Below are 19,454 nucleotides of genomic sequence, written 5' to 3'. Positions count from 1 at the left end.
ATTGAGTGTCTTTTTATTATCCAACTGAAACTGCCATTCCAGTAACGCCATTGGAGCTTTCAAAAGTTCCTGATGAAATCCAATAACTTCCAGCGTTAGGATCGACAATATGATAACCGCCTGGTCTATAGCCATCGACACAGATTACATGTCCGTTCCAAACTGCTCGACCCCAAGGCATTTGTTTGAATTGAGGAGTTGAGAAGCCGTACACAATCCAAGCAACTACTGGGTTATTGCTATTAATTGAATTTTTAATTGCAGCGGCTCCTGATATTTGCGAAGCTCTGCCACCAACTTTTGCAGCCCATTGAACAACTGGACCTGACATCATGCCCTGATAAGTACCATTAACATTGTGGCGCCATTCTCCAGAATATCCATTATATGGATTGTTATTAGGTGAAATTGGCATTGAATTTACAAATTGATAAATACCTTGATTAGTTACACCTTTGTAGTGTAAAGCTTCCAACAAGGATGAACCTTCACATAACATAGTTGAACCCTGACTGATGTATGGAACTCCTAGAACTTTCTGTGAAGTATTTGAAGATTGTGTTGTTTGTGGAGTGTTATTTGAAGTGTTGCCAGTTGAATTAGTAGCTTGTTTCGTCGCTACTGGTGATGATGAAGTTTTTTGAACGGTCTTTTTTGTAGCTTTCTTTGGCTTGTAGTTCTTAGCTACTTTTACAGCTCCTTGAACTTCAGCTTTAGATGTTTTTTGGGTATTTGAACCACATCCAGTTAGTAAAAGTGCAACAAAAAAAGTGCTGACAAATAAAATTCCCCTTTTATTTGGTGTCATCATTAGCTCCCCTAATTATTTATTTTAATTTAATAATAACTCAATAATTTTTAAAGTAAATTATGAATTGATACTCGAACTTGACGAAAGGTGAGCTATTTTGAATATAACTTCTTTGTACGGAGTGGTTTTTTCGGCGATTTTTTTGAAAGAAAAAATACAACAAAAAGAAATTGTTGTATTAGTTCTAATTACTATTATTACGATTGTTAGTTCCTTGTGGAGCTAATCATTATTCTTCGGTGGGAACTTCAATTTTGTTCTTTGCCAATTTTTTTTGGAGTGAGAGATCGTAATCTCTGGCCTTTGGAATTAAGACAATTGCAATTCCACAAAGAAAAGTCCCAATTCCAGTGATGATAAACATTTTTTCAACGCCAATTCCATCAGCAATTGGACCTGTGAAAATTAAACCCACTGGACCGGTAACACTCATTAAGGAATTAAAAACTCCTAAAACTCTACCCAAATACTTGGGTTCGTAACTTTGTTGGATCATAGCCATTAATAGAGTTTCAAGATATGGCATGGCAAATCCTGCGATTGCATTCAATACAACAAACCAAATGAAACCTTTTTGGTCACCAGGTAAAATGCCACTAAGACCGGTTGTTACTCCAACGACCACAAATGATGCTAGGATAGGAATTATACGATTCTTCCAGTTACCGAATAATCCAATAACTAGTCCTCCTAACAATGCGCCAACAGAATAGACGACTTCAATCAAGCCGGCTTGTCCGACAGTTCCTTGGAAATATTCCATCGTCATTAGTGGATATAGGCTGGCAACAGGCATGAAAAGTAACATGAAAAAAGATCCAATAAGGGTAATATACCAAAGACCTTTATTGGCAACTAATTTTTGTAGTCCAAATTTTGAATCTGCCCAAATTTGGATTTTCTCATTCTCGGCTGAGATACGAGGAATAACCACAAAGAATAATAAACCTACCCCGAAAATTGCACCCAGAACATCGAACAGAATTAGCAAGTTCATTGGCACAATGGCAAATAGGAAAGCTCCTAGTGCTGGGGCAATAATATAGTTGGCTGATTGTATCATTCCTAATTGCCCATTTACCTTAGTCAATTCTGCTTCAGGCACCATGGTAGGAAGGATTGATTGAATAATTGGCATTTGAAATGTTTGTGCTACAGAACGAATAAATAAAGAAACAAAGACTAGCCATAATGGAAACTCTGGTGAGATTGTTCCTGAAATCGAAAGAATTAAAGCGAATAGTGCCACGATAATATCAGTGATAATTAATAAGAACTTTTTGTTTCGACGGTCGACGATTGGACCAACGAAAGGACTTAAGACAACCATGGGAATCATTCCCAATAATGTAGCAAAACTTAAAATTGTTGCTGAACCAGTTACTTTAGTTAAGTACCAAATAATTGAATATTGGACTACCATACTGGTAATTCCGGACAGAAATTGTCCGCTTAAAAAGATATATAAATTTCTCCGCCAATTATTGGGCAGAGAAGATGAAACGTTATTTTTCATAAAATACTCCTAGTTAGATATAAAACAATGTGACAATTACAGCTTGAAACTTCTAACTTAAGAGTCTTTCTCAAATTAGAAGTAGATTAAGCGCTTCTCAATCTGATTGAATTGATAGCGGCTTTCATTATATACAGCATGAACGTATCTCTTTCGCAAATGATAATATTGATATTATCGTAATTAGAAGATTGAAACAAGTATACTTTTTGAGAATTCAGATATTACTCGTAGTTTTTTGAATGATTATATATAATGAAATAACGAGGTCATTATTTATGAATAAGCAGATTGTTAAATACCGAAATGAAATTTTAGCTAACGATACATCAGGACATTCGATTGATCATATTAATCGAGTTGTGAAATTGTCACAGAAAATTCTGGAGACAGAACCGACTGCAGATATTGAAATTGTTCAAATTGCGGCCAATGTGCATGATGTAATTGATGAAAAATTAGTTGCGGACGTTGAACTGGCACGTCAAGATTTACGAGATTTTTTAACTAAACAAAAACTGAATGAGAATCAAGTTGATCAAATATTTTTTACTATTGATAACATGTCTTATTCAAAGAATTTGGAAAATCATATTGAGTTACCGATTGAAGGCCAAATTGTACAAGATGCCGATCGTTTAGATGCTATCGGGGCAATTGGAATTGGTCGAGCCTTCTATTATGGTGGAAATAAGGGTAGCAAAATTTATGACCCTAAAATAAAGCCACGAACAGAAATGGATCATGACAGTTATCGAGAACAGGGAACAGTCATCAATCATTTTTATGAAAAATTACTGTTGTTAAAAGATCAAATGAACACGACTGAAGGAAAACGACTGGCTAAAATCAGACATGATTTCATGTTAGAATTTTTGGATGAATTTAAAAAAGAGACTCGTTAGAGTCTCTTTTTAAAACATAAGAATACCTGCTACTATTGCGGAAGGAATATACAAATTCATGAATTTAGTCATACCTTCGGGATTTTTAATTTCATACTCATTGAGTAAAATTAGAGTTGCCATTATAAGACTAACATATAACGAAAAATTGACTCGAATTCCCGATGCCCATATGGTAGGTGAAAAAGCCATGATAAATTTAGATGCAAAGCCCATTGCCAATAAGATGATTATTAGCAGGGCCTTTTTATGATTTTCAATGATTAACCAAATGGAAACAGTTGTAATAATAAGTAGTATGAGTATGAACAAATCAGGCATTATTGATCTAGGATTTTTTAAAGAAATATCAGTTCCAAAATTTGTAAAATGTTTTAAAAAGTTATTGGTTAAATCATCCACAGAGTTTGGATTAGGGCGGTTAATTTTAAATATATAAAACATAATGTTAGTAATTAGAGGAACAAGTGTCATCATTTTTAAATACTTATTTTTTATTATTAGAAGAGACAACAATGCTAAAACTATAAAGAAAAGAAGTGCGCTCAAGTTAAAATCAAAAAAAGTTGCTTTGCCAGTTGAGGAAAAACCTAATTCCAATTTTCTAAGAAGACCAAAATGAGCATAGTCTGGGAACCAGTGTTTCAACTCTGATGCGTAACGTAATTTGTTGCCAGGGGTAGTTAGAGAAAAGATTGCCCCACCTATTGAAAGTACCCAGTTAGGTAACAAGATCCAAATTTTTTGTTTTTGAAATGCAAGATAAACGATCAAACACGTAGTTAAACCTAAGAAACAAGCATTAATTTGCTCTTGATTACTTGCAAAAATTTGAATTATTAACGCTGCTGAGTAGAAAAACCAGTTAATTTTTCTCTTCATCAACTTCTGAAAGAAAGGATAGAAAGCGGCTAATGCAAAGGTGATTGCCCAAAAGTAGTTAGTCGTGGTTGCAATCCAACCTGTTTCACTGAAAAAAGAATTTGGAAGTGAAAATAAAGTTGTAAGGATAACTAGTAAAATATTTAGAGATTTTCTTGTGTTGAAGTAGTAATTCATAAGGATAATATACAGACAAGTTACTCCAGTAGCTAATATTTTCCAAATGAAAACATGTTGAGTTAAAAATGTTAGGAAGAATTCAATCACAACTCTAGAACTCCAGATATGATATCTTGAGAAAATAAATTTTGGTAAATCATTTAAAAATTGGCCGTTAAAACTGTGACCACTAATGGCATTGTAGTAGAAAAGATCGTCTCCTGAGAGAGATGGGATTACTAAATTGAATAATAAAATTAAAATAAATGAAGCATAAAGTACTTTTTTAAAGGTGCTCAGATTTTTTATATATGACATTTTTTTACCTAGTTTCATAGAAAATATTTACAACAATGCTTATTTCATAATAACCTAGTTTTATAAATAAGTTAATATACAATTAGAAGACAATGAAAAAGCCTCTTAGAAGAGGCATTTATATTATTTCACCGTCGTATTCTTTTTGTTCTTCGTTATCAAAGTCGATGGTACTTAACTCGTCGAATGATCTAGTAAAATAATTGGCAGCTTGTAAGGGCATTACGTTGACAGCTGCTTCTTTTTCTTGGAACAGAACAATATATTTCTTACCAACTGCCCAACCGATTTCAAAAGCTGTACCTTCGTCCATACCATGACCTTCAAAGTCGTGAATTGCGACGATAGCATCAGCATTTTCCATTGCGTTGATGTCACGTTGATAAACTTCTTTACTCCACTCAAGTGATAATTCTGGATAGTCAGCTTCCTGATTATTCATTGGTAGATAGATATCACCAACTGTGGGGTTTTTTTGAAGTGCTTCAAAAGCTTTTTGAGCACGATTTCTTTGTTCATTTTTTTCGTCAAAAAATGGACCTGCTAGATAGACTTTTTTAGTCATATTGTTCCCTTTCTGTTACAGCGTTGCTTAATATCATAAAGGATTCTAGGCGAACATTCAATAGTGTGTTTTGTTAGTAAAATTGATTTAGACATGACATAATAACTACATCATAAAAGGAGGTTTTTGCTATGAGTATTATTAACGAATCTTATGTACTTGCTAACGGAATTGAAGTTCCCAAACTTGGTTTTGGAACTTGGAAAATTCCTGGAGGAGATCCAGCTTATGTAACTGCTAAGGATGCACTTGCGGCTGGTTATAGAAACTTTGATACAGCTAAGAAATATGCCAATGAAAGTAGTATTGGTAAAGCCATTAAAGAATCAAGTATTGATCGTAAGGATGTTTTTATCTCGTCAAAATTACCACCAGAAGTGATGACTTACGATGAAGTATTTGAAGAGTTTGATCGAACTGTAGAAAATTTGCAGACTGATTATCTTGACTTGTATTTACTTCAAGCACCTTGGCCATGGAATGATAGTGGGAACATTCATGACCGAGATAATATGATTGTCTGGAAGGCTTTCGAAGAACTTTACGAAACAGGAAAAGTAAAGGCAATCGGTGTTGCGAACTTCGGTATTCTCGATTTAGAGAACATTATTAAAGATGCCAAAGTTCAACCAATGGTTAACCAAATTAGATATTTCATTGGCTTTGATCAAGAAAAAGTCAGAGATTTTTGTACCGATAATAATATCTTGGTGGAGGCTTATTCACCACTTGCTACGGGTCATTTAATTGAACATCCAGTAATTGAAGAGATTGCCCATAAATATGGAGTTACTCCTGCACAATTAGCAATTAGATATTGTTTACAACACGGAACCTTGCCATTGCCTAAGGCAGTAGGTAAAGACCATATCGTTGAAAATACTCAAGTAGATTTTGCGATTGAACCTGAAGATATGAAACGCTTAGAAGATTTACCAGGGACTGACCCTGATGAAAAAATTGTTGAATAGAAAAAAGCCTGAAGTTTTCAGGCTTTTTTTGTTAGATATAAATTAGAAAGGCACCGATAACACCAAATAAAATCAATAATAGTAAATCAACTACAAAGAAAGTTACTAAGAATCTTAATGGTTTAACTTTGAAGAAGAAATTGTATTGCTTGAAAGTTAAGAGGTTAGCCATTGAAGAAATGACTGTCCCGATTCCTGCCAAATTAGTTCCTAAGAAAACAGCAGTAACATCTTTGGTAAATTGTGAAACTAAAATTGTTGTCGGAACGTTACTCATGAATTGACTGGTAATTAAACTAGTTAAGTAGATACTCATGGGATCTTTTTCTAAAAATTTGAACAATTGTACGACTTCGGGAATGCGACTAGCATTACCAACAGCCACCCCAAAGCACATAAAGGTTAATAACAAGGCGTAATCAACTGCTTCGGTAACATGATAGTTGAGAAGAAGGGTCCACACAATTGAAAAGATAAGTGGAATCCAAATTGGAATAAATGAAAAAATACTCAAAAAGAACAAGATGGTAATTGCAAAGGTAATTGCTAGAGCTGGTTTATTTAAGACAATTTTTTTCAATTCTCGAGCTTGAATTTCTTGCTTAGGGAAAGTCATTGTTAGTAGCAACAAGACCACAAAACTGATAATTGAAATTGGCGCTGACATTTTGAAAAACTGTGTAATTGATAAATTGTAATGCGATAAAACATATAAGTTATGGGCATTACCAAAGGGAGTGAAAATACTTCCTAAGTTGGAAGATACGGCGATGAGAATTACCGGCATAACCGGGTTGATCTTTAAATGTTTCGCCATTTTATGAAAGAGGGGAATCATGGTTAGGATAGTAATATCATTTGTTAAAACCATTGCTCCAAAGAATGAAAGACAGACAATCACAACCATCAACTGGCGGACAGTTTTAGCTTTTATACTTAATTCAGTTGCAATATATTCAAGAAAATCCAGGTATTCATAGACTTGAACAAGTAGCATCATTGAAAGCAACGATCCTATCATATGCCAGTTGATATCTTGAATAATGTGTGGGGCACTTAAAAAACTAGTAATAATAGCAGCCACAAAAGCAATTAATAGCACTTTGTCGCTGGCAATCTTTTTAAATATTACTGCCATTTCATATCCTCTTATTTGTAAACAACATGCAGTGTCCATTATAAGCTTTAACGAACGTTTTTAAAATAGATATTTGCGAACTTTTGTCGGTCTTATTTTTCAGGTATAATTAAAATCAAATTGATTTAGAAGGATGAATTATATGGAAAACAAGTTAGAAAAGCTACCTAAAGCTATTAGAAGTATTTGGGGATTGCATGCAATATTTACTTTAATCTTCTTTTTAATAATTTGGATCCCGGCAAAATTATTAATACCTGTTACCGTCGAGGATAATACCTTTTCAATTTATCTTTGGGCGATTCTTGCAATTATAATTATTATTTTTGTTGTACAACTAGCAATTATTCCGTACCGTTGGAATTTTTGGACCTTCAATATTACCGAAAATCGGGTGGAATTACATAAAGGATTTTTCTTGCGAAAACAAATCGTTATTCCTATTGCCAGAGTTCAAAATGTCACCATGAAACAAGGACCAATTCTGCAAATGTTTAAACTCCATGAGGTAAGTATTGTTACTGCTGCTGAAAATCATAAGATTGATGGGTTAACTGGTGATATGGCACAAGAACTAAAAGATCTAATTATGAAATTGGCGAAGGAGGCTAGAAATGACCTCTAAACAAGTCAGACGACTTCATCCCATTTCGGTAGTCTATTTTTTAATTAAAACTATCAGAGAATTGATCGTGCCATTAATTTTCTCAATGGTAGGGCTAATTTCTTCATTGGGAATTCAAGGAATTCTGTGGAGCCTTTTAGCAATTGTAGTGGCCTTTGTTTTGCTGGTGGTGATTTCAGCATTGCGTTATTTCACATTTTCATTTGAGATTAGAGATCGTGATATCAAAGTGAATAGTGGGATTATTGTCAAAAAAGTAAATCACATTCCATATGATCGCATTCAAAATATTACCGTGAATCAATGGTTCTTTTTGAAGCCATTGAATTTGACACAGTTGGAAATTGAAACCGCTGGAAATGACAAAAAAGGTCCGGAAGTAACTTTGTCAGCGGTTGATATGTCCTTAAAAGATGAAATCGAAGCTCATCGTAATCAAGTTGATGAGTTAAAGGTTCAAGCAGAGCCAACTACTGTTGTTGAACCAGAAAAAAACAAAACGAAAATCATTTCTGAATATAAGATTTCGACTAAGAATCTTTTATTATATTCAGCTACTTCAACTTATTTTCTTACTGCTGCGGTAGTGTTAATTGGTTATTCGGCAAGATTCTTTAATGACGTCCCTGAAGGTTTTAAAGACATGATGTATGTCAATTTTTCGATAGAACATTTCGGAATTAGTTTCGCAATCGGTGCTTCGTTACTCTTCTTGTTGTTACTATATTTAGTTTCAATTTTGTTATTAGTGATTAGATACTTCAATTTCACTTTGACAAAAACTCCGGGAAGATTGAACGTGAAATATGGATTAATTCAAACAAGAACTGTTTCGATTGAAACTGATCGGATTCAGGCAATCAAGATTCATCAGACTTGGATAAGAAAACTATTGAAAATTGAAACCATTCAGTTAGTAATTATTTCTAACTCTAATAAAAAAGATACTGAAAAGAATCTAACTGTAATGCCAATAATCGGTACTGATAAGACTCGCGAATTCTTAGCCGAATTCTTCGAAGAATTTCCCGAGATTAAATATCAAAAAAACACTCGTCTGGGAAGTACTATCTATTACAACCTTAGAAATGCACTTCTTTGGTCGCTGCCATTCATCGTTGCTGGAGTAGCAGCCGACGTGTTAGTGTTCAAGAGCTTCTATACAACGCTAGCAGTAGTGATTTTTTGTCTATGGTTAGTTATTATGCCGTCCTTAATGGAAGCTCTACGTGCAAATATTTTTGTTATTGACCAAGAGTTTGTTGGCTTGAAATTCAATACAATGTATTCGCAAAGCCAAGTATTATTTAAGATTGATAAAGTCCAGAGTTTGGTTAAAAAACAAAGTGTCTGGCTAGAGAAGAAAAAACTAGCTAGTGTTAAGGTTCACTACCGATCAGGAGCAAGTGGTAAATCAATTAATTTGGGTTATTTACCAGAAAAAATAATTAATGAATTAATGAGTTGGTATCGCGCTATATAAAAATGGGAGTCGAGAAAAAACGGCTGACACAAGAGCTTTACAAACTAGAAAGAAGATCGAAACCAGTTTTATTTCCTTGCTAGCAAAAAAGCCCATTGAAAAAATTACTATCGTGGAAGTAACAACTTTAGCAAAAGTTAATCGACGGACTTTTTATGTTTATTATGAAGATATTTACGATTTGAAAGAACAAGTCGAGGATGATACCTTGACTAGGTTCTTGTTGATGGTGAATGATTATTCAGAAGTAAACGATGATTATGGATACTTCCGGCACATTTTGAAATTTGTCTCTGATAATTTAGTAACTTTTGATGCATTATATAAAAATTCTAATTCTTCGTTAATGAGTAAAGTGGCCGAAATGACCATTAAGCGTGCTAAGGAAGTATTAAAACTCAAAGTAGGAATTGATGCAATAAGAGCCTTGAATTTCGTTTGTTGGGGCACCATCGGATTTTTGGAAGACACCGTTTTGAAATCACATAAGTTTGAAGAAAAAGATGTTGAACAACTTACAACCATGGTTAGTAATATTTTAATGCCTTACATAGAATTGTAGGGCATTTTTGTTGCTTGTTAACTTAATTGACCATCTTCGATTTTGTAAACTTTATCAACTAAATCAAGTACTCTTTCATCATGAGTTACCATTACCACGGCTTTGTTTTTGGTATGGCTAATTTCTTGTAACATTTTGACAATTTCAAAACCACGTTTCGAATCAAGGCTAGCAGTTGGTTCATCTGCTAGGATAATCTTGGGATTATTGACAAGACTTCTAGCAATAGCCACGCGTTGTCTTTGCCCACCGGAAAGCTGGGTGGGGTATTTATGTTGTTGGTCTTGAAGACCAATTGATTTTAATAATTCTAGATTATGCTTTTCGTAGTCTCTAAGGTGGGCAATTTTGGCAATATAATTGAGTTGATCAATTATTGTGAGATAAGGAATTAGTTCGGCACTTTGAAAAATGAAACCAAGTTTATTGAGTCGAATATCTGTCAAAACTTTGTCACTAGCAGAAGTGATTTCTTGATCGTCAATTGTAATTGAGCCATTAGTTGGATGAAGGAGAGCTCCAGCCATCGTCAAGAAGGTGCTTTTCCCTGAGCCACTTGGACCAACAATAGCAATGAATTCACCGGCATTGACTGATAAATTAATGTTTTTCAAAACTTCGATTGTTTCGTTGCCATCTTGGTAGCTCTTAGAAACATTAGATAATTCCATGACTGACATTTTTATTTTCCTCCGATTGCTGAAATTGGATCAACTTTGCTTATTTTGATTAACGAAATTGATGAGCTAATGATTGAAATAACAATGAATAAGAGATTGGTTCCTAATAGTGTCGTTGTACTTAAACTAAACGGCATTGAAGCAGGTAGTGACATCTTCATAATTAAAATCAAAGCATCTGAAATAATTAATGAAAAGATAGTAATGAGTGCTGCTTGAGAGATTAAGTTGAGGCCGAGATACCTAGTTGAAGTTCCCAGTGCTTTGAGAGTTCCTAACTGTGGAAGTTTTTCTAAGGTGATGATGTAGAAAAAAACACTCAAAACAACTACGGAAATTGCAAAAAGAAAACCAATCATCATTAATAAAGAACCTTGCTCTTCAGAATAGCCAGGGATGTTTTGAATAATTGAGTTAATATCTACAACATCAAAACCTTTGACCTTACTAATTTTCTTTTGACTAACCAAAGTGTTGATTCCGGTTGTTAGAATTTTTTGGTTCTCTTTATTATTGAGATAAATTACTGGAGTATGTGAATAAGAACTCTCAGAAGTAAAACCGGTGATTTTGAATTCTTGATTAGTGGTTGTTTCTTTGAATTTGTCACCAATTTTATAGCCAAGTTTTTTGAGTTTTTCACTGGCAATGACATTATTTGAATTATCGTTGGCGAGTTTTTTACCTTCACTAATTGTTGGAGCTAAGAAACTCTTGGCATCAATCGCAAAAAATGAAATATCAGTTTTGTTATTCTTATCAGAACTTTTTTGGACAGTTCTTTGAGAGATGGTTAGTGGGACAAGCTGATCGTGATCTTTCTTGATTTTGGCGATATCGTTAGTCGTTAAATTTGATCGACTAATACGTTTGTTAGAATTTTTTTGAAGAACGAAACTTTGAATATCAGTTGAGCTGAGGGCTGATTTGCCATCGTTTGAGAGTCCATTGGCCAAGCCAGTAATGAACATTACTAAAAAGATAATTAGAAAAATTATTAAAGTTAAGAGACTGAATTTTAATTTGCTATGTTTAATTTCTTTAAGTGCTAAGAACATAATTATTTCCCCTTTGAATAGTGTGTGGCCTATTCTATGCTTATTAAATCGGGATTCAATGGACAATTCATACTGTTGTGTGAATTTATACACGATATGTGTATAATTATGTATAAAGACTTTTGGGGAGAATAATTTGAAAACAAATAAGCGATCACTAAAGACACAGGAAAATATTGAAAAAGTATTCGTTGGTCTCTTAGCAAAGAAGTCAGTTGACGAAATTTCAATCACCGAAATTACGCAACTGGCTGATTTAAATCGACGGACATTTTATATTCACTACAAGGATATTTATGACTTACAAGATCAGACGGAGAAAAAAGCTTTGCAGGCATTTTCCGATATGGTTGAATCCTACGAGCCAAATCAAAAAAGTATTGAGTATTTTCAGCACATTTTGACTTATGTATTTGAGAATATTAAAGAACTAGAAATATTATGTAGAAACAAAAACTCAGGTTTAATGAGTAATTTACTTAAACTAACAATTAAACGTGGTGCGGAAGTGTTGCCATTTAAGAACAACGAAGGTATCTATGTTTTGAGCTACACTTGTTGGGGAATGATAGGCTTCTTGCACGCAATTGTTATGACAAAAAATGAGTTCGATCATGGCGATATTATGATGATGACAACTTTGATAAGTAATTCCATTCAACCTTATTTGAAAGAAGAATAAATATGCCAAAAATAGCAATTTTTTGTGGAGCTTCCACGGGTTTTGACTCTAAATATATTGATAAAACCAAGGAACTTGGACAATGGATGGTTAGGAACAATTATGACTTGGTTTACGGTGGTGGTAATCGTGGATTAATGGGAGTAATTGCTGATTCGGTTTTAGATGCCGGTGGGAAAGTTTATGGATTTATTCCCCAATTCTTAGTCGATGATGAACAAGCCCATCCGGGACTAACTAGTTTAGAAATTGTCGATAATATGGACCAACGCAAACAAAAAATGATGGCCATGGCTGATGCCTGTCTAGCTTTGCCAGGTGGTCCCGGAACAATTGAAGAAATTAGCGAAGCATATTCTTGGCAGCGAGTTGGTCAAAACGATTCACCAACAATAATTTTTAATCAAGATAGTTACTATAAACACTTACAAGAAATGTATGATCAGATGGTGGAATTAGGCTTTCTAACGCAGCAGCATCGCGACTTATTACTGTTTTCCGATGACTTCAATGAAATTGATCAATTCATTCGTGATTATAAAAAGAGTTGACAAGCATCAAAAATTTAAATATGATAACTGGTAACAAAAAATAGTTTAGAAAAACAAAAAGATGAGTAGTCTTCTGATTAGTATTAACAGAGAGTCTCGACTGGTGAAAAGAGATAATACGAAAAGTTTTCGAATATGGTCTTTTAACGTTTACTTGGTGAATTGCTGAGCCAAGTACGGGGGTTGCCCGTTACAGCAAACGAGTATCAACAGGTACTTTGCGAGGTGGTAGTTGTGAAACTATCACGAATAAAGGTGGTAACACGTTATTAGACGTCCTTTCTCCCATTTTTGGGAGGAAGGATTTTTTTGTTTTGGAAGGAGATTAGGATGATAAGTATTAAGAATGTAACGAAAACTTTTGCTAACAATAGTCAGTCATTTACAGTTTTAAATAATATTTCATTAGATATTCCTGAGGGCATTATTTATGGCGTGATTGGTTATTCTGGTGCTGGAAAGAGTACCTTGATTCGTTTATTTAATGGGTTGGAAAAACCTAGTAGTGGTGATGTTTTGATTGACGATAATTCAATCGTGAATGTTTCAAATGATCAATTACGTGAACAACAAAAACAAATTGGAATGGTCTTTCAACAATTCAATCTTTTATCTTCTAAAACAGTTTTGGAAAATGTTACTTTGCCACTGAAGCTAAATGGTGAAAGCAAAACCAAACGTAATCAAAAAGCCTTGGAGATGTTAGAAATCGTTGGTCTCAGTGATCAAGTTGATAAATATCCTAGTCAATTATCGGGTGGACAAAAACAACGCGTGGCGATTGCTAGAGCCTTGGTTAGAGATCCTAAAATTCTTCTCTGTGATGAAGCTACTAGTGCTTTGGATCCAGAAGCCACTTCTTCAATTCTTGATTTGTTAATCAAAATTAATCAAGAATTCAAAATTACGATTATTATGGTGACTCATGAAATGGAAGCCATCAGAAGAATTTGTCAACAAATTGCCGTACTGGATAGTGGTGAAATTGTCGAAACTGGATCAGTTTCACAGATTTTTGAAAATCCACAGTCAGAGATTACTAAATCATTAATTACGAAATCACAGGTTAATAATGATTTTGATTCTCCAGAATTACTACAAGAAATTAAAGACAATGGTGGAGCTGATTCTTTGATTTTGAAGTTGAGTTTTCCTAACAAGAGCGCTGACAAACCAGTCATTACCGAATTAATTCGTGAATATACTGATATTGAAGTTAGTGTCTTAGGAGGCCAATTACAGCCAACCATCGAAGGTGTATTAGGACATTTGATTATTCAAATCAAAGCACCGCAAAAAGAACATAATGAAGTCATCAAAAGTATTACTGATAAGTCAGTTCAAGTGGAGGTGTTATAGATGAATGCAGGAATTAATTCATATTTTCAGTGGTCACAAGTAGACTTATTTAATCTACGCGTTTCAACTGTTGAGACCATTACCTTAACCTTTTTTACCGTTATTGTTGTCGCTATTTTAGGATTTGCATTGGGATTAATTTTATTTCAGACCAAAAATTCACAAAAATGGTATCTAAAATTATTAAGAGGAATCGTTGCCTTTCTAGTAAATGTCTTTCGTTCGATACCGTTTGTGGTTTTGATTGTGTTACTAATTCCGTTCACAAAAAACATTATGGGAACAATTATCGGACCAAAAGCTGCCATTCCGGCTTTAGTCATCGCTGCCGCACCATTTTATGCTCGATTAGTGGAATTGGCATTTAATGAAGTTGACTTGGGAGTTTTGGAAGCTGCTAAATCATTGGGAGCAAAAAACAGTCAAACAATTTGGCATGTGTTGTTACCCGAAAGTTTACCTGCATTAATTTCAGGATTAACGGTTACCGCTATTTCAATTATTGGTTATACGGCAATGGCTGGAGTCATTGGTGCCGGTGGTTTAGGTAACTTAGCTTATCAAGATGGATTCGAGGCCGGACAGAACACCGTTACATTAGTAGCAACCGTCGTTATTTTGATTATTGTGTTTATCTGTCAATACTTAGGTGATTGGTTTACTAAACGCGTTGATCATCGTTAGGAGGATAATATGAAAAAATTTAAATTACTGTTCTTATTATTCTTCGTGGGAATTCTCTTAGTAGGCTGTAAGGAGAGTCGTCCGAAGAACCGTTTAGTTGTTGGCGCTACCTCGGTACCTCATGCAGAAATTCTGAAGCATGTAAAACCAGAATTGAAGAAGCAAGGAATTGATTTGGAAATTAAGGTCTTCAATGATTATGTACTACCTAATGCTGCTTTAGATGCTAAAGAACTTGATGCCAACTATTACCAACACATTCCATATATGAACAAATCCAATAAAGATAACGGCTATCACATTGTCAGCGCTGGAAAGATTCATCTGGAACCATTAGGACTTTATAGCAAACGAATTTCAGATTTATCGCAATTAAAAGATAAAGCAACTGTACTAGTTTCTAGTTCACGAGCTGATTGGGGAAGAGTACTATCAATTCTGGCTGAGAATAATGTTCTTACCTTGAAACCAGGAACGAATATTGAAACAGCTAGTTTCAAAGATATCAAAGATAACCCTAAGAAATTGAAATTCAAATATAGTTTTGACCCTAAGTTAATGCCGGAATTATATAAGAATAATGAAGGAGATTTGATTGCAATTAATTCAAACTTTGCAGTTGAAGCGGGATTGAATCCTCAAAAAGCGGTCGTACTTGAGCCAACTGATTCACCATACGCCAATGTCGTGGCAGTAAATCGTGGACATAAGGACGATAAAAAAATTAAAGCCTTGTTAAAAGTTTTGAAGAAAAAAGAAACTCAAGACTGGATTTTAAAGAAATGGCATTACGCTGTATTGCCGGTTAAATAATAAAAAGACCTGTGAAATTCACAGGTCTTTTTTTAATTGATAACTGTTTGATTTAGACTTTCTCGGACTGCGGAACGTTGATTACTATCGACTAAGATGATTAAGGTATCTCCAGGATGAATGACTGTGTCACCATTGGGAATGATATTATTGCTGCCCCGACGAATCCGAGCCAGCAAGGTGTTTTTAGGCCAATGAATGTCTCTAACTTGTTGTTGTGCGAGGGCACTATTTTCGTAAATTGGGAATTCTAATTGATCGAGTTGACCAGTAATGGATTGAATCTTTTGAAGAGAGAGTTTCTTTTGAAGAAGTGATTCATAGATTGGTGCACCACCAAGACTATCCACTGTGATATAACTAATCAAAGCCACAACTGCCAGAGGCATTAAATGAGATAAATTGCCGACCATTTCGGTAATTAAAATAATTGCTGAAAAAGGTGCTTTTCCAATTCCAGCGAAATACCCCGCCATGGAAAAAATCACTAAGCTAACAATATACTCTTTTGGCAGAAGTCCCAACTGGTTAAAAGCCATGCCTAGTCCACCACCGATAAGTGCCCCTAGGGTAAGAATTGGTAAGAAAATCCCTCCAGGTAATCCGGAGCCATATGAAACAACTGAAAAAAATAATCTAAGTAAGAAAATTCCTACGATGAGAATGATAGTGATGTGTTGGTGGGGCAGATTCAAAATTAATGAATTTCCTCCGCCAATTAAATTAGGAGCCCAGTATCCAATTGGAATTAGAAGTAATAGCGGGACTATTCCAAAATAATAATGAGGGATTCGTCTTAAAAATAATTCATAGAGATGTGGCATTAATAAGGTTAGTTTTTGATATAAACGACCTAAGATACCCAAAACAATTCCGACTACAATTAATAATCCGTAATATTTCAAAGGAAAATTTTGATTATGATGTAGATTCAAAACTGGTGTTAGACCAAAAATATTTGCCGAGACAAAGTTAGCTGTTAATGAGCTTGCTAAGGCACTAAGCCAAACTAAGGGCGAGAAGTTATGATAGACTTCTTCCAGAATAAATAAGGTTCCAGCCATTGGCGCATTGAAGGCAGCTGATAAACCAGCTGCCGCACCACTAGCAATTAATACACGTCTTTCCACCGACTTAGCATGAAGTAATTCGGCAGTTCCTTGTCCAATAGCTCCACCGAGTTGAATGGAAGGACCTTCACGACCTAAGAAAAGTCCAGAACCGATACTTAAAACACCAGCAGTAAACTTCTTCCACAAAACAGAAAACCAGTTCAATTCAACTTCACCCATCAGTTGTCCCTCAACTTCGGGAATTCCTGAGCCTTTGATATTCGAATCTGATTTGATTAGCTGAGAAGTGATAATCCAAATCATCAAAATGACTGCAACTAGAATCAGCCAAGATAAGGGATGTTGATGAGTAAGATTAAATAGGTTAGTCATCTGTGAAAGCAATACTTGAATTGATAAACGAAAAAGACTAACTACAAATCCTGTAATTAGTCCAATCGCTGCTCCTTTAATTATAAAAGGAATATTTGAGTTTTGGAGTGAATTCTTTTTTGTCATAAATTTATTATAGAACAAAAAGGTAATTCTGTTGAAGTTTTATTTCCACCATAATTTAACTAAAGCTTGTGTTCCATCGTTACCGAGGTTCTTTTCGTCGACTAAAACTTCATAAAGATCTTTGGCTGCTTTGGTAGCAGGTAAATCTAAGTTCATTTTTTCAGCTTCGTCCAAGGCAATTCGTAAATCTTTTAAGAAATGTTTAGCGAAGAATCCTGGCGTGTAGTCATCTTTTAGAATTCGTGGTGCATAATTGGTCAGACTCCAATTAGCAGCCGAACCGCCACCAACTGTTTCAATAACCTTGTCTAAATCAAGTCCTGATTTTTTGGCGTAGACTAGCATTTCCGACATTCCTGTCATTGTTCCAGCTATCATAATTTGATTAGCCATTTTGGTATTTTGACCGGCTCCATAGCTACCAAAGTAATTAGAATTGCTACCAATTACTTCAAAGATAGGAAGTATAGTATCAAAGGCCTCTTTGTTACCACCAACCATAATCGTCAAAGTTCCATTCTTAGCACCAAGGTCGCCACCAGAAACTGGCGCGTCGATTGCTTTAATCTTCTTTTGCTCAGCTGTTTCACCAATCTTTTTGGCAAGACTAGGAGTACTAGTAGTCATATCAACCAAGATTTTGTTTTCATCTGCACCAGCAAAGATTCCCTCGTCACCGAAATAGATGTTTTCGACGTCTTGAGGAAAACCAACCATACTCATAATGATATCCGAATTTTCGGTGATTTCTTTTGGGCTGTCATACCAAGTTGCACCTCGTGCAACCAAAGGATCAGCTTTTGATTTTGTACGATTATAGACGTTAACAGAACAGTTCGCGTCGAGTAAGTTATTAACAATTCCCGTACCCATTACACCAGTACCAATGAAGCCAATTGTAGCCATGATTGTTCCTCCTAATTAAAATGCGTCTTTAATATCAGTTGTACCATTTACGATGAGATAGTCTTTGCGAATAGTTCTTGAATTATCAATTATTGTTGCCAAAACTTGAGCAACATCATTTCTAGTGACTGTTTGAGTCTCATCACCATCAACAGAAATTTTTCCGGTTGGATCGTCATTAGTCAAATAACCGGGATGAATAATTGTGTAGTCCAAATTAGATCTTCTAAGTTCGCGATCGGCATAGAATTTTGCCGTCATATATGGACGAATAGGAGAGTTGGCAAACTTCTCACGATCGTCAGCGTATACTGAACTGACCATAATATATCTTTTGATACCAGCTCGAACTGCCGCTTCCATAGTTTTTACTGCACCGTCGAGATCGACTTCTAGAGTCATATCATCACCAGTTTTTCCACCTGAACCAGCGGTGAAAATTACACTATCACTACCTGACATAGCTTGAGCAAGATCTTCTACACTTCCGGTTAAATCAATTAATTTAGCCGGAATCTTGTTTTTTGTTAAAGCATCCAATTGCTCAGTTTTACGAACGCCAGCTGTAAAACCAATTTTCTTATTTTGTAATTCTTCTACCAATAATTTTCCGATGGCACCATTAGCACCAACAATAAATGTATTTTTCATTTTTTATCACCTTCCACAACTAAAATACACTTTCTAAAATTGATTGGCTAATAAGAACACTTATAAAGTTTTTTTCATATCGTGATGTTCGATTCCAGCATCCAAATACTGATCACCAATTACTTGATAACCAAGTTTTAGATAGAATCCTTGAGCTTGATCTTGAGCACCCAAAATTAAATAATCGTAGCCATGTTGTTGGGCAACATTTTCAATATGAATTAGTAATTCTTTGGCAAGACCTTGTTGACGATATTCTTTGGTAGTGGCAACCCGTTGAACATGCCAACCATTATCGTCAGTCTCATAACAGCGTGCAGTTACTACGGGAAGGTCATTGATGTAACCGACGAAGTAAGTAGAGATACTTTCGAATTCATCAATTTCCATATCTTCAGGAACGGCTTGTTCTTCGACAAAAACGGTGTAACGAATTTTTAGAGCGTCTTTATAAACTTGTGATGATAAATCAGTTGAGTTTTTGATTTCCATGCGCATTTCCTCACATTCGTATTTGTAAAATATTGTAACCGAAAACAAAATAGAAAGTAATATCTTTTAAGT

At 34.9% G+C, this 19,454-nt stretch carries 20 protein-coding genes and 1 pseudogene; 10 read left to right on the top strand and 11 right to left on the bottom strand.

The features are described from left to right. Window positions 1-16: 16 nt before the first annotated feature. Window positions 17-544 (bottom strand): annotated as a pseudogene (locus Q2T76_RS06545) (C39 family peptidase); the annotation flags it as partial. A gap of 496 nt (window positions 545-1,040) precedes the next feature. After that, window positions 1,041-2,327 (bottom strand): MFS transporter, encoded by a 1,287-nt coding sequence (locus tag Q2T76_RS06540; RefSeq protein ID WP_302084732.1) that lies wholly within the window; start codon window positions 2,325-2,327, stop codon window positions 1,041-1,043. A 278-nt stretch (window positions 2,328-2,605) separates the two neighbouring features. On the opposite strand from Q2T76_RS06540, the gene Q2T76_RS06535 reads away from it, so the two are divergent. Then, complete coding sequence (locus Q2T76_RS06535) at window positions 2,606-3,232, top strand: HD domain-containing protein (protein ID WP_302084731.1); 627 nt, start codon at window positions 2,606-2,608, stop codon at window positions 3,230-3,232. A gap of 9 nt (window positions 3,233-3,241) precedes the next feature. Here the strand turns inward: Q2T76_RS06535 and Q2T76_RS06530 are convergent, their stop codons facing one another. Together Q2T76_RS06530 and Q2T76_RS06525 are read right to left on the bottom strand one after the other, a co-directional pair. Continuing rightward, window positions 3,242-4,591, bottom strand: a complete 1,350-nt coding sequence (locus tag Q2T76_RS06530; protein ID WP_302084730.1) for a DUF6056 family protein — start codon at window positions 4,589-4,591, stop codon at window positions 3,242-3,244. A 118-nt stretch (window positions 4,592-4,709) separates the two neighbouring features. Continuing rightward, a complete protein-coding gene (locus tag Q2T76_RS06525) occupies window positions 4,710-5,156 on the bottom strand; it encodes a nucleoside 2-deoxyribosyltransferase (RefSeq protein WP_302084729.1) in 447 nt (148 codons plus the stop codon). Between the two features lie 131 nt (window positions 5,157-5,287). Here Q2T76_RS06525 and Q2T76_RS06520 point away from each other — a divergent pair, with 131 nt between their 5' ends. Beyond that, complete coding sequence (locus Q2T76_RS06520; protein ID WP_302084728.1) at window positions 5,288-6,127, top strand: aldo/keto reductase; 840 nt, start codon at window positions 5,288-5,290, stop codon at window positions 6,125-6,127. A 31-nt stretch (window positions 6,128-6,158) separates the two neighbouring features. Here Q2T76_RS06520 and Q2T76_RS06515 read toward each other — a convergent pair whose 3' ends face one another. Then, complete coding sequence (locus Q2T76_RS06515; RefSeq protein ID WP_302084727.1) at window positions 6,159-7,265, bottom strand: SLC13 family permease; 1,107 nt, start codon at window positions 7,263-7,265, stop codon at window positions 6,159-6,161. 142 nt (window positions 7,266-7,407) lie between these two features. On the opposite strand from Q2T76_RS06515, the gene Q2T76_RS06510 reads away from it, so the two are divergent. From Q2T76_RS06510 to Q2T76_RS06500, 3 genes are all read left to right on the top strand, one after another. Continuing rightward, on the top strand, window positions 7,408-7,890 hold the full coding sequence (locus tag Q2T76_RS06510) for a PH domain-containing protein (protein ID WP_302084726.1): 483 nt from the start codon (window positions 7,408-7,410) through the stop codon (window positions 7,888-7,890). Continuing rightward, window positions 7,880-9,373 carry a PH domain-containing protein gene (locus Q2T76_RS06505; protein WP_302084725.1) on the top strand — a complete coding sequence of 498 codons (1,494 nt, stop codon included), beginning with the start codon at window positions 7,880-7,882 and terminating at the stop codon, window positions 9,371-9,373. The genes Q2T76_RS06510 and Q2T76_RS06505 overlap by 11 nt, the downstream gene beginning before the upstream one ends. Window positions 9,374-9,449: 76 nt before the next feature. Then, entirely contained in the window at window positions 9,450-9,935 is a 486-nt protein-coding gene (locus tag Q2T76_RS06500; protein ID WP_302084724.1) for a hypothetical protein, read from the top strand. 17 nt (window positions 9,936-9,952) lie between these two features. On the opposite strand, the gene Q2T76_RS06495 is transcribed toward Q2T76_RS06500, so the two are convergent. Together Q2T76_RS06495 and Q2T76_RS06490 are read right to left on the bottom strand one after the other, a co-directional pair. Then, the gene (locus Q2T76_RS06495) at window positions 9,953-10,615 is read right to left on the bottom strand and encodes an ABC transporter ATP-binding protein (RefSeq protein WP_302084723.1); all 663 of its coding nucleotides are present in this window, start codon (window positions 10,613-10,615) and stop codon (window positions 9,953-9,955) included. A gap of 2 nt (window positions 10,616-10,617) precedes the next feature. Next, window positions 10,618-11,673 carry an FtsX-like permease family protein gene (locus Q2T76_RS06490; protein WP_302084722.1) on the bottom strand — a complete coding sequence of 352 codons (1,056 nt, stop codon included), beginning with the start codon at window positions 11,671-11,673 and terminating at the stop codon, window positions 10,618-10,620. A 136-nt stretch (window positions 11,674-11,809) separates the two neighbouring features. Between Q2T76_RS06490 and Q2T76_RS06485 the strand changes: the two genes are divergently transcribed. From Q2T76_RS06485 to Q2T76_RS06465, 5 genes are all read left to right on the top strand, one after another. Next, window positions 11,810-12,355, top strand: a complete 546-nt coding sequence (locus tag Q2T76_RS06485; protein WP_302084721.1) for a TetR/AcrR family transcriptional regulator — start codon at window positions 11,810-11,812, stop codon at window positions 12,353-12,355. A gap of 2 nt (window positions 12,356-12,357) precedes the next feature. Continuing rightward, complete coding sequence (locus tag Q2T76_RS06480; protein WP_302084720.1) at window positions 12,358-12,906, top strand: TIGR00730 family Rossman fold protein; 549 nt, start codon at window positions 12,358-12,360, stop codon at window positions 12,904-12,906. Between the two features lie 330 nt (window positions 12,907-13,236). Further along, complete coding sequence (locus tag Q2T76_RS06475; RefSeq protein WP_302084719.1) at window positions 13,237-14,265, top strand: methionine ABC transporter ATP-binding protein; 1,029 nt, start codon at window positions 13,237-13,239, stop codon at window positions 14,263-14,265. After that, window positions 14,266-14,949: a methionine ABC transporter permease gene (locus tag Q2T76_RS06470; protein WP_302084718.1), complete on the top strand. Its 684-nt coding sequence runs from the start codon at window positions 14,266-14,268 to the stop codon at window positions 14,947-14,949. A 9-nt stretch (window positions 14,950-14,958) separates the two neighbouring features. Next, entirely contained in the window at window positions 14,959-15,762 is an 804-nt protein-coding gene (locus tag Q2T76_RS06465; protein ID WP_302084717.1) for a MetQ/NlpA family ABC transporter substrate-binding protein, read from the top strand. 32 nt (window positions 15,763-15,794) lie between these two features. On the opposite strand, the gene Q2T76_RS06460 is transcribed toward Q2T76_RS06465, so the two are convergent. Genes Q2T76_RS06460 through Q2T76_RS06445 form a run of 4 tightly spaced genes read right to left on the bottom strand, consistent with a single transcriptional unit; the run spans window position 15,795 to window position 19,382 of the window. Then, complete coding sequence (locus Q2T76_RS06460) at window positions 15,795-17,333, bottom strand: ClC family H(+)/Cl(-) exchange transporter (RefSeq protein WP_302084716.1); 1,539 nt, start codon at window positions 17,331-17,333, stop codon at window positions 15,795-15,797. A gap of 39 nt (window positions 17,334-17,372) precedes the next feature. After that, entirely contained in the window at window positions 17,373-18,239 is an 867-nt protein-coding gene (locus Q2T76_RS06455; protein ID WP_302084715.1) for an NAD(P)-dependent oxidoreductase, read from the bottom strand. Between the two features lie 15 nt (window positions 18,240-18,254). Further along, window positions 18,255-18,890 (bottom strand): NAD(P)-binding oxidoreductase, encoded by a 636-nt coding sequence (locus tag Q2T76_RS06450; protein WP_302084714.1) that lies wholly within the window; start codon window positions 18,888-18,890, stop codon window positions 18,255-18,257. A gap of 60 nt (window positions 18,891-18,950) precedes the next feature. Then, window positions 18,951-19,382 carry a GNAT family N-acetyltransferase gene (locus Q2T76_RS06445; protein WP_302084713.1) on the bottom strand — a complete coding sequence of 144 codons (432 nt, stop codon included), beginning with the start codon at window positions 19,380-19,382 and terminating at the stop codon, window positions 18,951-18,953. Window positions 19,383-19,454: the final 72 nt, after the last annotated feature.

Origin of the sequence: Lactobacillus sp. YT155, from assembly GCF_030504545.1 — a bacterium.
Taxonomy (GTDB): domain Bacteria; phylum Bacillota; class Bacilli; order Lactobacillales; family Lactobacillaceae; genus BQUT01.
This window is presented reverse-complemented; position numbering and strand designations above follow the sequence as displayed.

Bases quoted from the DNA above. Each gene is read 5' to 3' on its own strand.
- Q2T76_RS06535 (WP_302084731.1), top strand. From the start codon at position 2,606: ATGAATAAGCAGATTGTTAAATACCGAAATGAAATTTTAGCTAACGAT.
- Q2T76_RS06455 (WP_302084715.1), bottom strand. From the start codon at position 18,239: ATGGCTACAATTGGCTTCATTGGTACTGGTGTAATGGGTACGGGAATT.
- Q2T76_RS06520 (WP_302084728.1), top strand. From the start codon at position 5,288: ATGAGTATTATTAACGAATCTTATGTACTTGCTAACGGAATTGAAGTT.
- Q2T76_RS06510 (WP_302084726.1), top strand. From the start codon at position 7,408: ATGGAAAACAAGTTAGAAAAGCTACCTAAAGCTATTAGAAGTATTTGG.
- Q2T76_RS06515 (WP_302084727.1), bottom strand. From the start codon at position 7,265: ATGGCAGTAATATTTAAAAAGATTGCCAGCGACAAAGTGCTATTAATT.
- Q2T76_RS06525 (WP_302084729.1), bottom strand. From the start codon at position 5,156: ATGACTAAAAAAGTCTATCTAGCAGGTCCATTTTTTGACGAAAAAAAT.
- Q2T76_RS06540 (WP_302084732.1), bottom strand. From the start codon at position 2,327: ATGAAAAATAACGTTTCATCTTCTCTGCCCAATAATTGGCGGAGAAAT.
- Q2T76_RS06445 (WP_302084713.1), bottom strand. From the start codon at position 19,382: ATGGAAATCAAAAACTCAACTGATTTATCATCACAAGTTTATAAAGAC.
- Q2T76_RS06480 (WP_302084720.1), top strand. From the start codon at position 12,358: ATGCCAAAAATAGCAATTTTTTGTGGAGCTTCCACGGGTTTTGACTCT.
- Q2T76_RS06465 (WP_302084717.1), top strand. From the start codon at position 14,959: ATGAAAAAATTTAAATTACTGTTCTTATTATTCTTCGTGGGAATTCTC.
- Q2T76_RS06470 (WP_302084718.1), top strand. From the start codon at position 14,266: ATGAATGCAGGAATTAATTCATATTTTCAGTGGTCACAAGTAGACTTA.
- Q2T76_RS06475 (WP_302084719.1), top strand. From the start codon at position 13,237: ATGATAAGTATTAAGAATGTAACGAAAACTTTTGCTAACAATAGTCAG.
- Q2T76_RS06505 (WP_302084725.1), top strand. From the start codon at position 7,880: ATGACCTCTAAACAAGTCAGACGACTTCATCCCATTTCGGTAGTCTAT.
- Q2T76_RS06530 (WP_302084730.1), bottom strand. From the start codon at position 4,591: ATGTCATATATAAAAAATCTGAGCACCTTTAAAAAAGTACTTTATGCT.
- Q2T76_RS06490 (WP_302084722.1), bottom strand. From the start codon at position 11,673: ATGTTCTTAGCACTTAAAGAAATTAAACATAGCAAATTAAAATTCAGT.
- Q2T76_RS06460 (WP_302084716.1), bottom strand. From the start codon at position 17,333: ATGACAAAAAAGAATTCACTCCAAAACTCAAATATTCCTTTTATAATT.
- Q2T76_RS06495 (WP_302084723.1), bottom strand. From the start codon at position 10,615: ATGTCAGTCATGGAATTATCTAATGTTTCTAAGAGCTACCAAGATGGC.
- Q2T76_RS06450 (WP_302084714.1), bottom strand. From the start codon at position 18,890: ATGAAAAATACATTTATTGTTGGTGCTAATGGTGCCATCGGAAAATTA.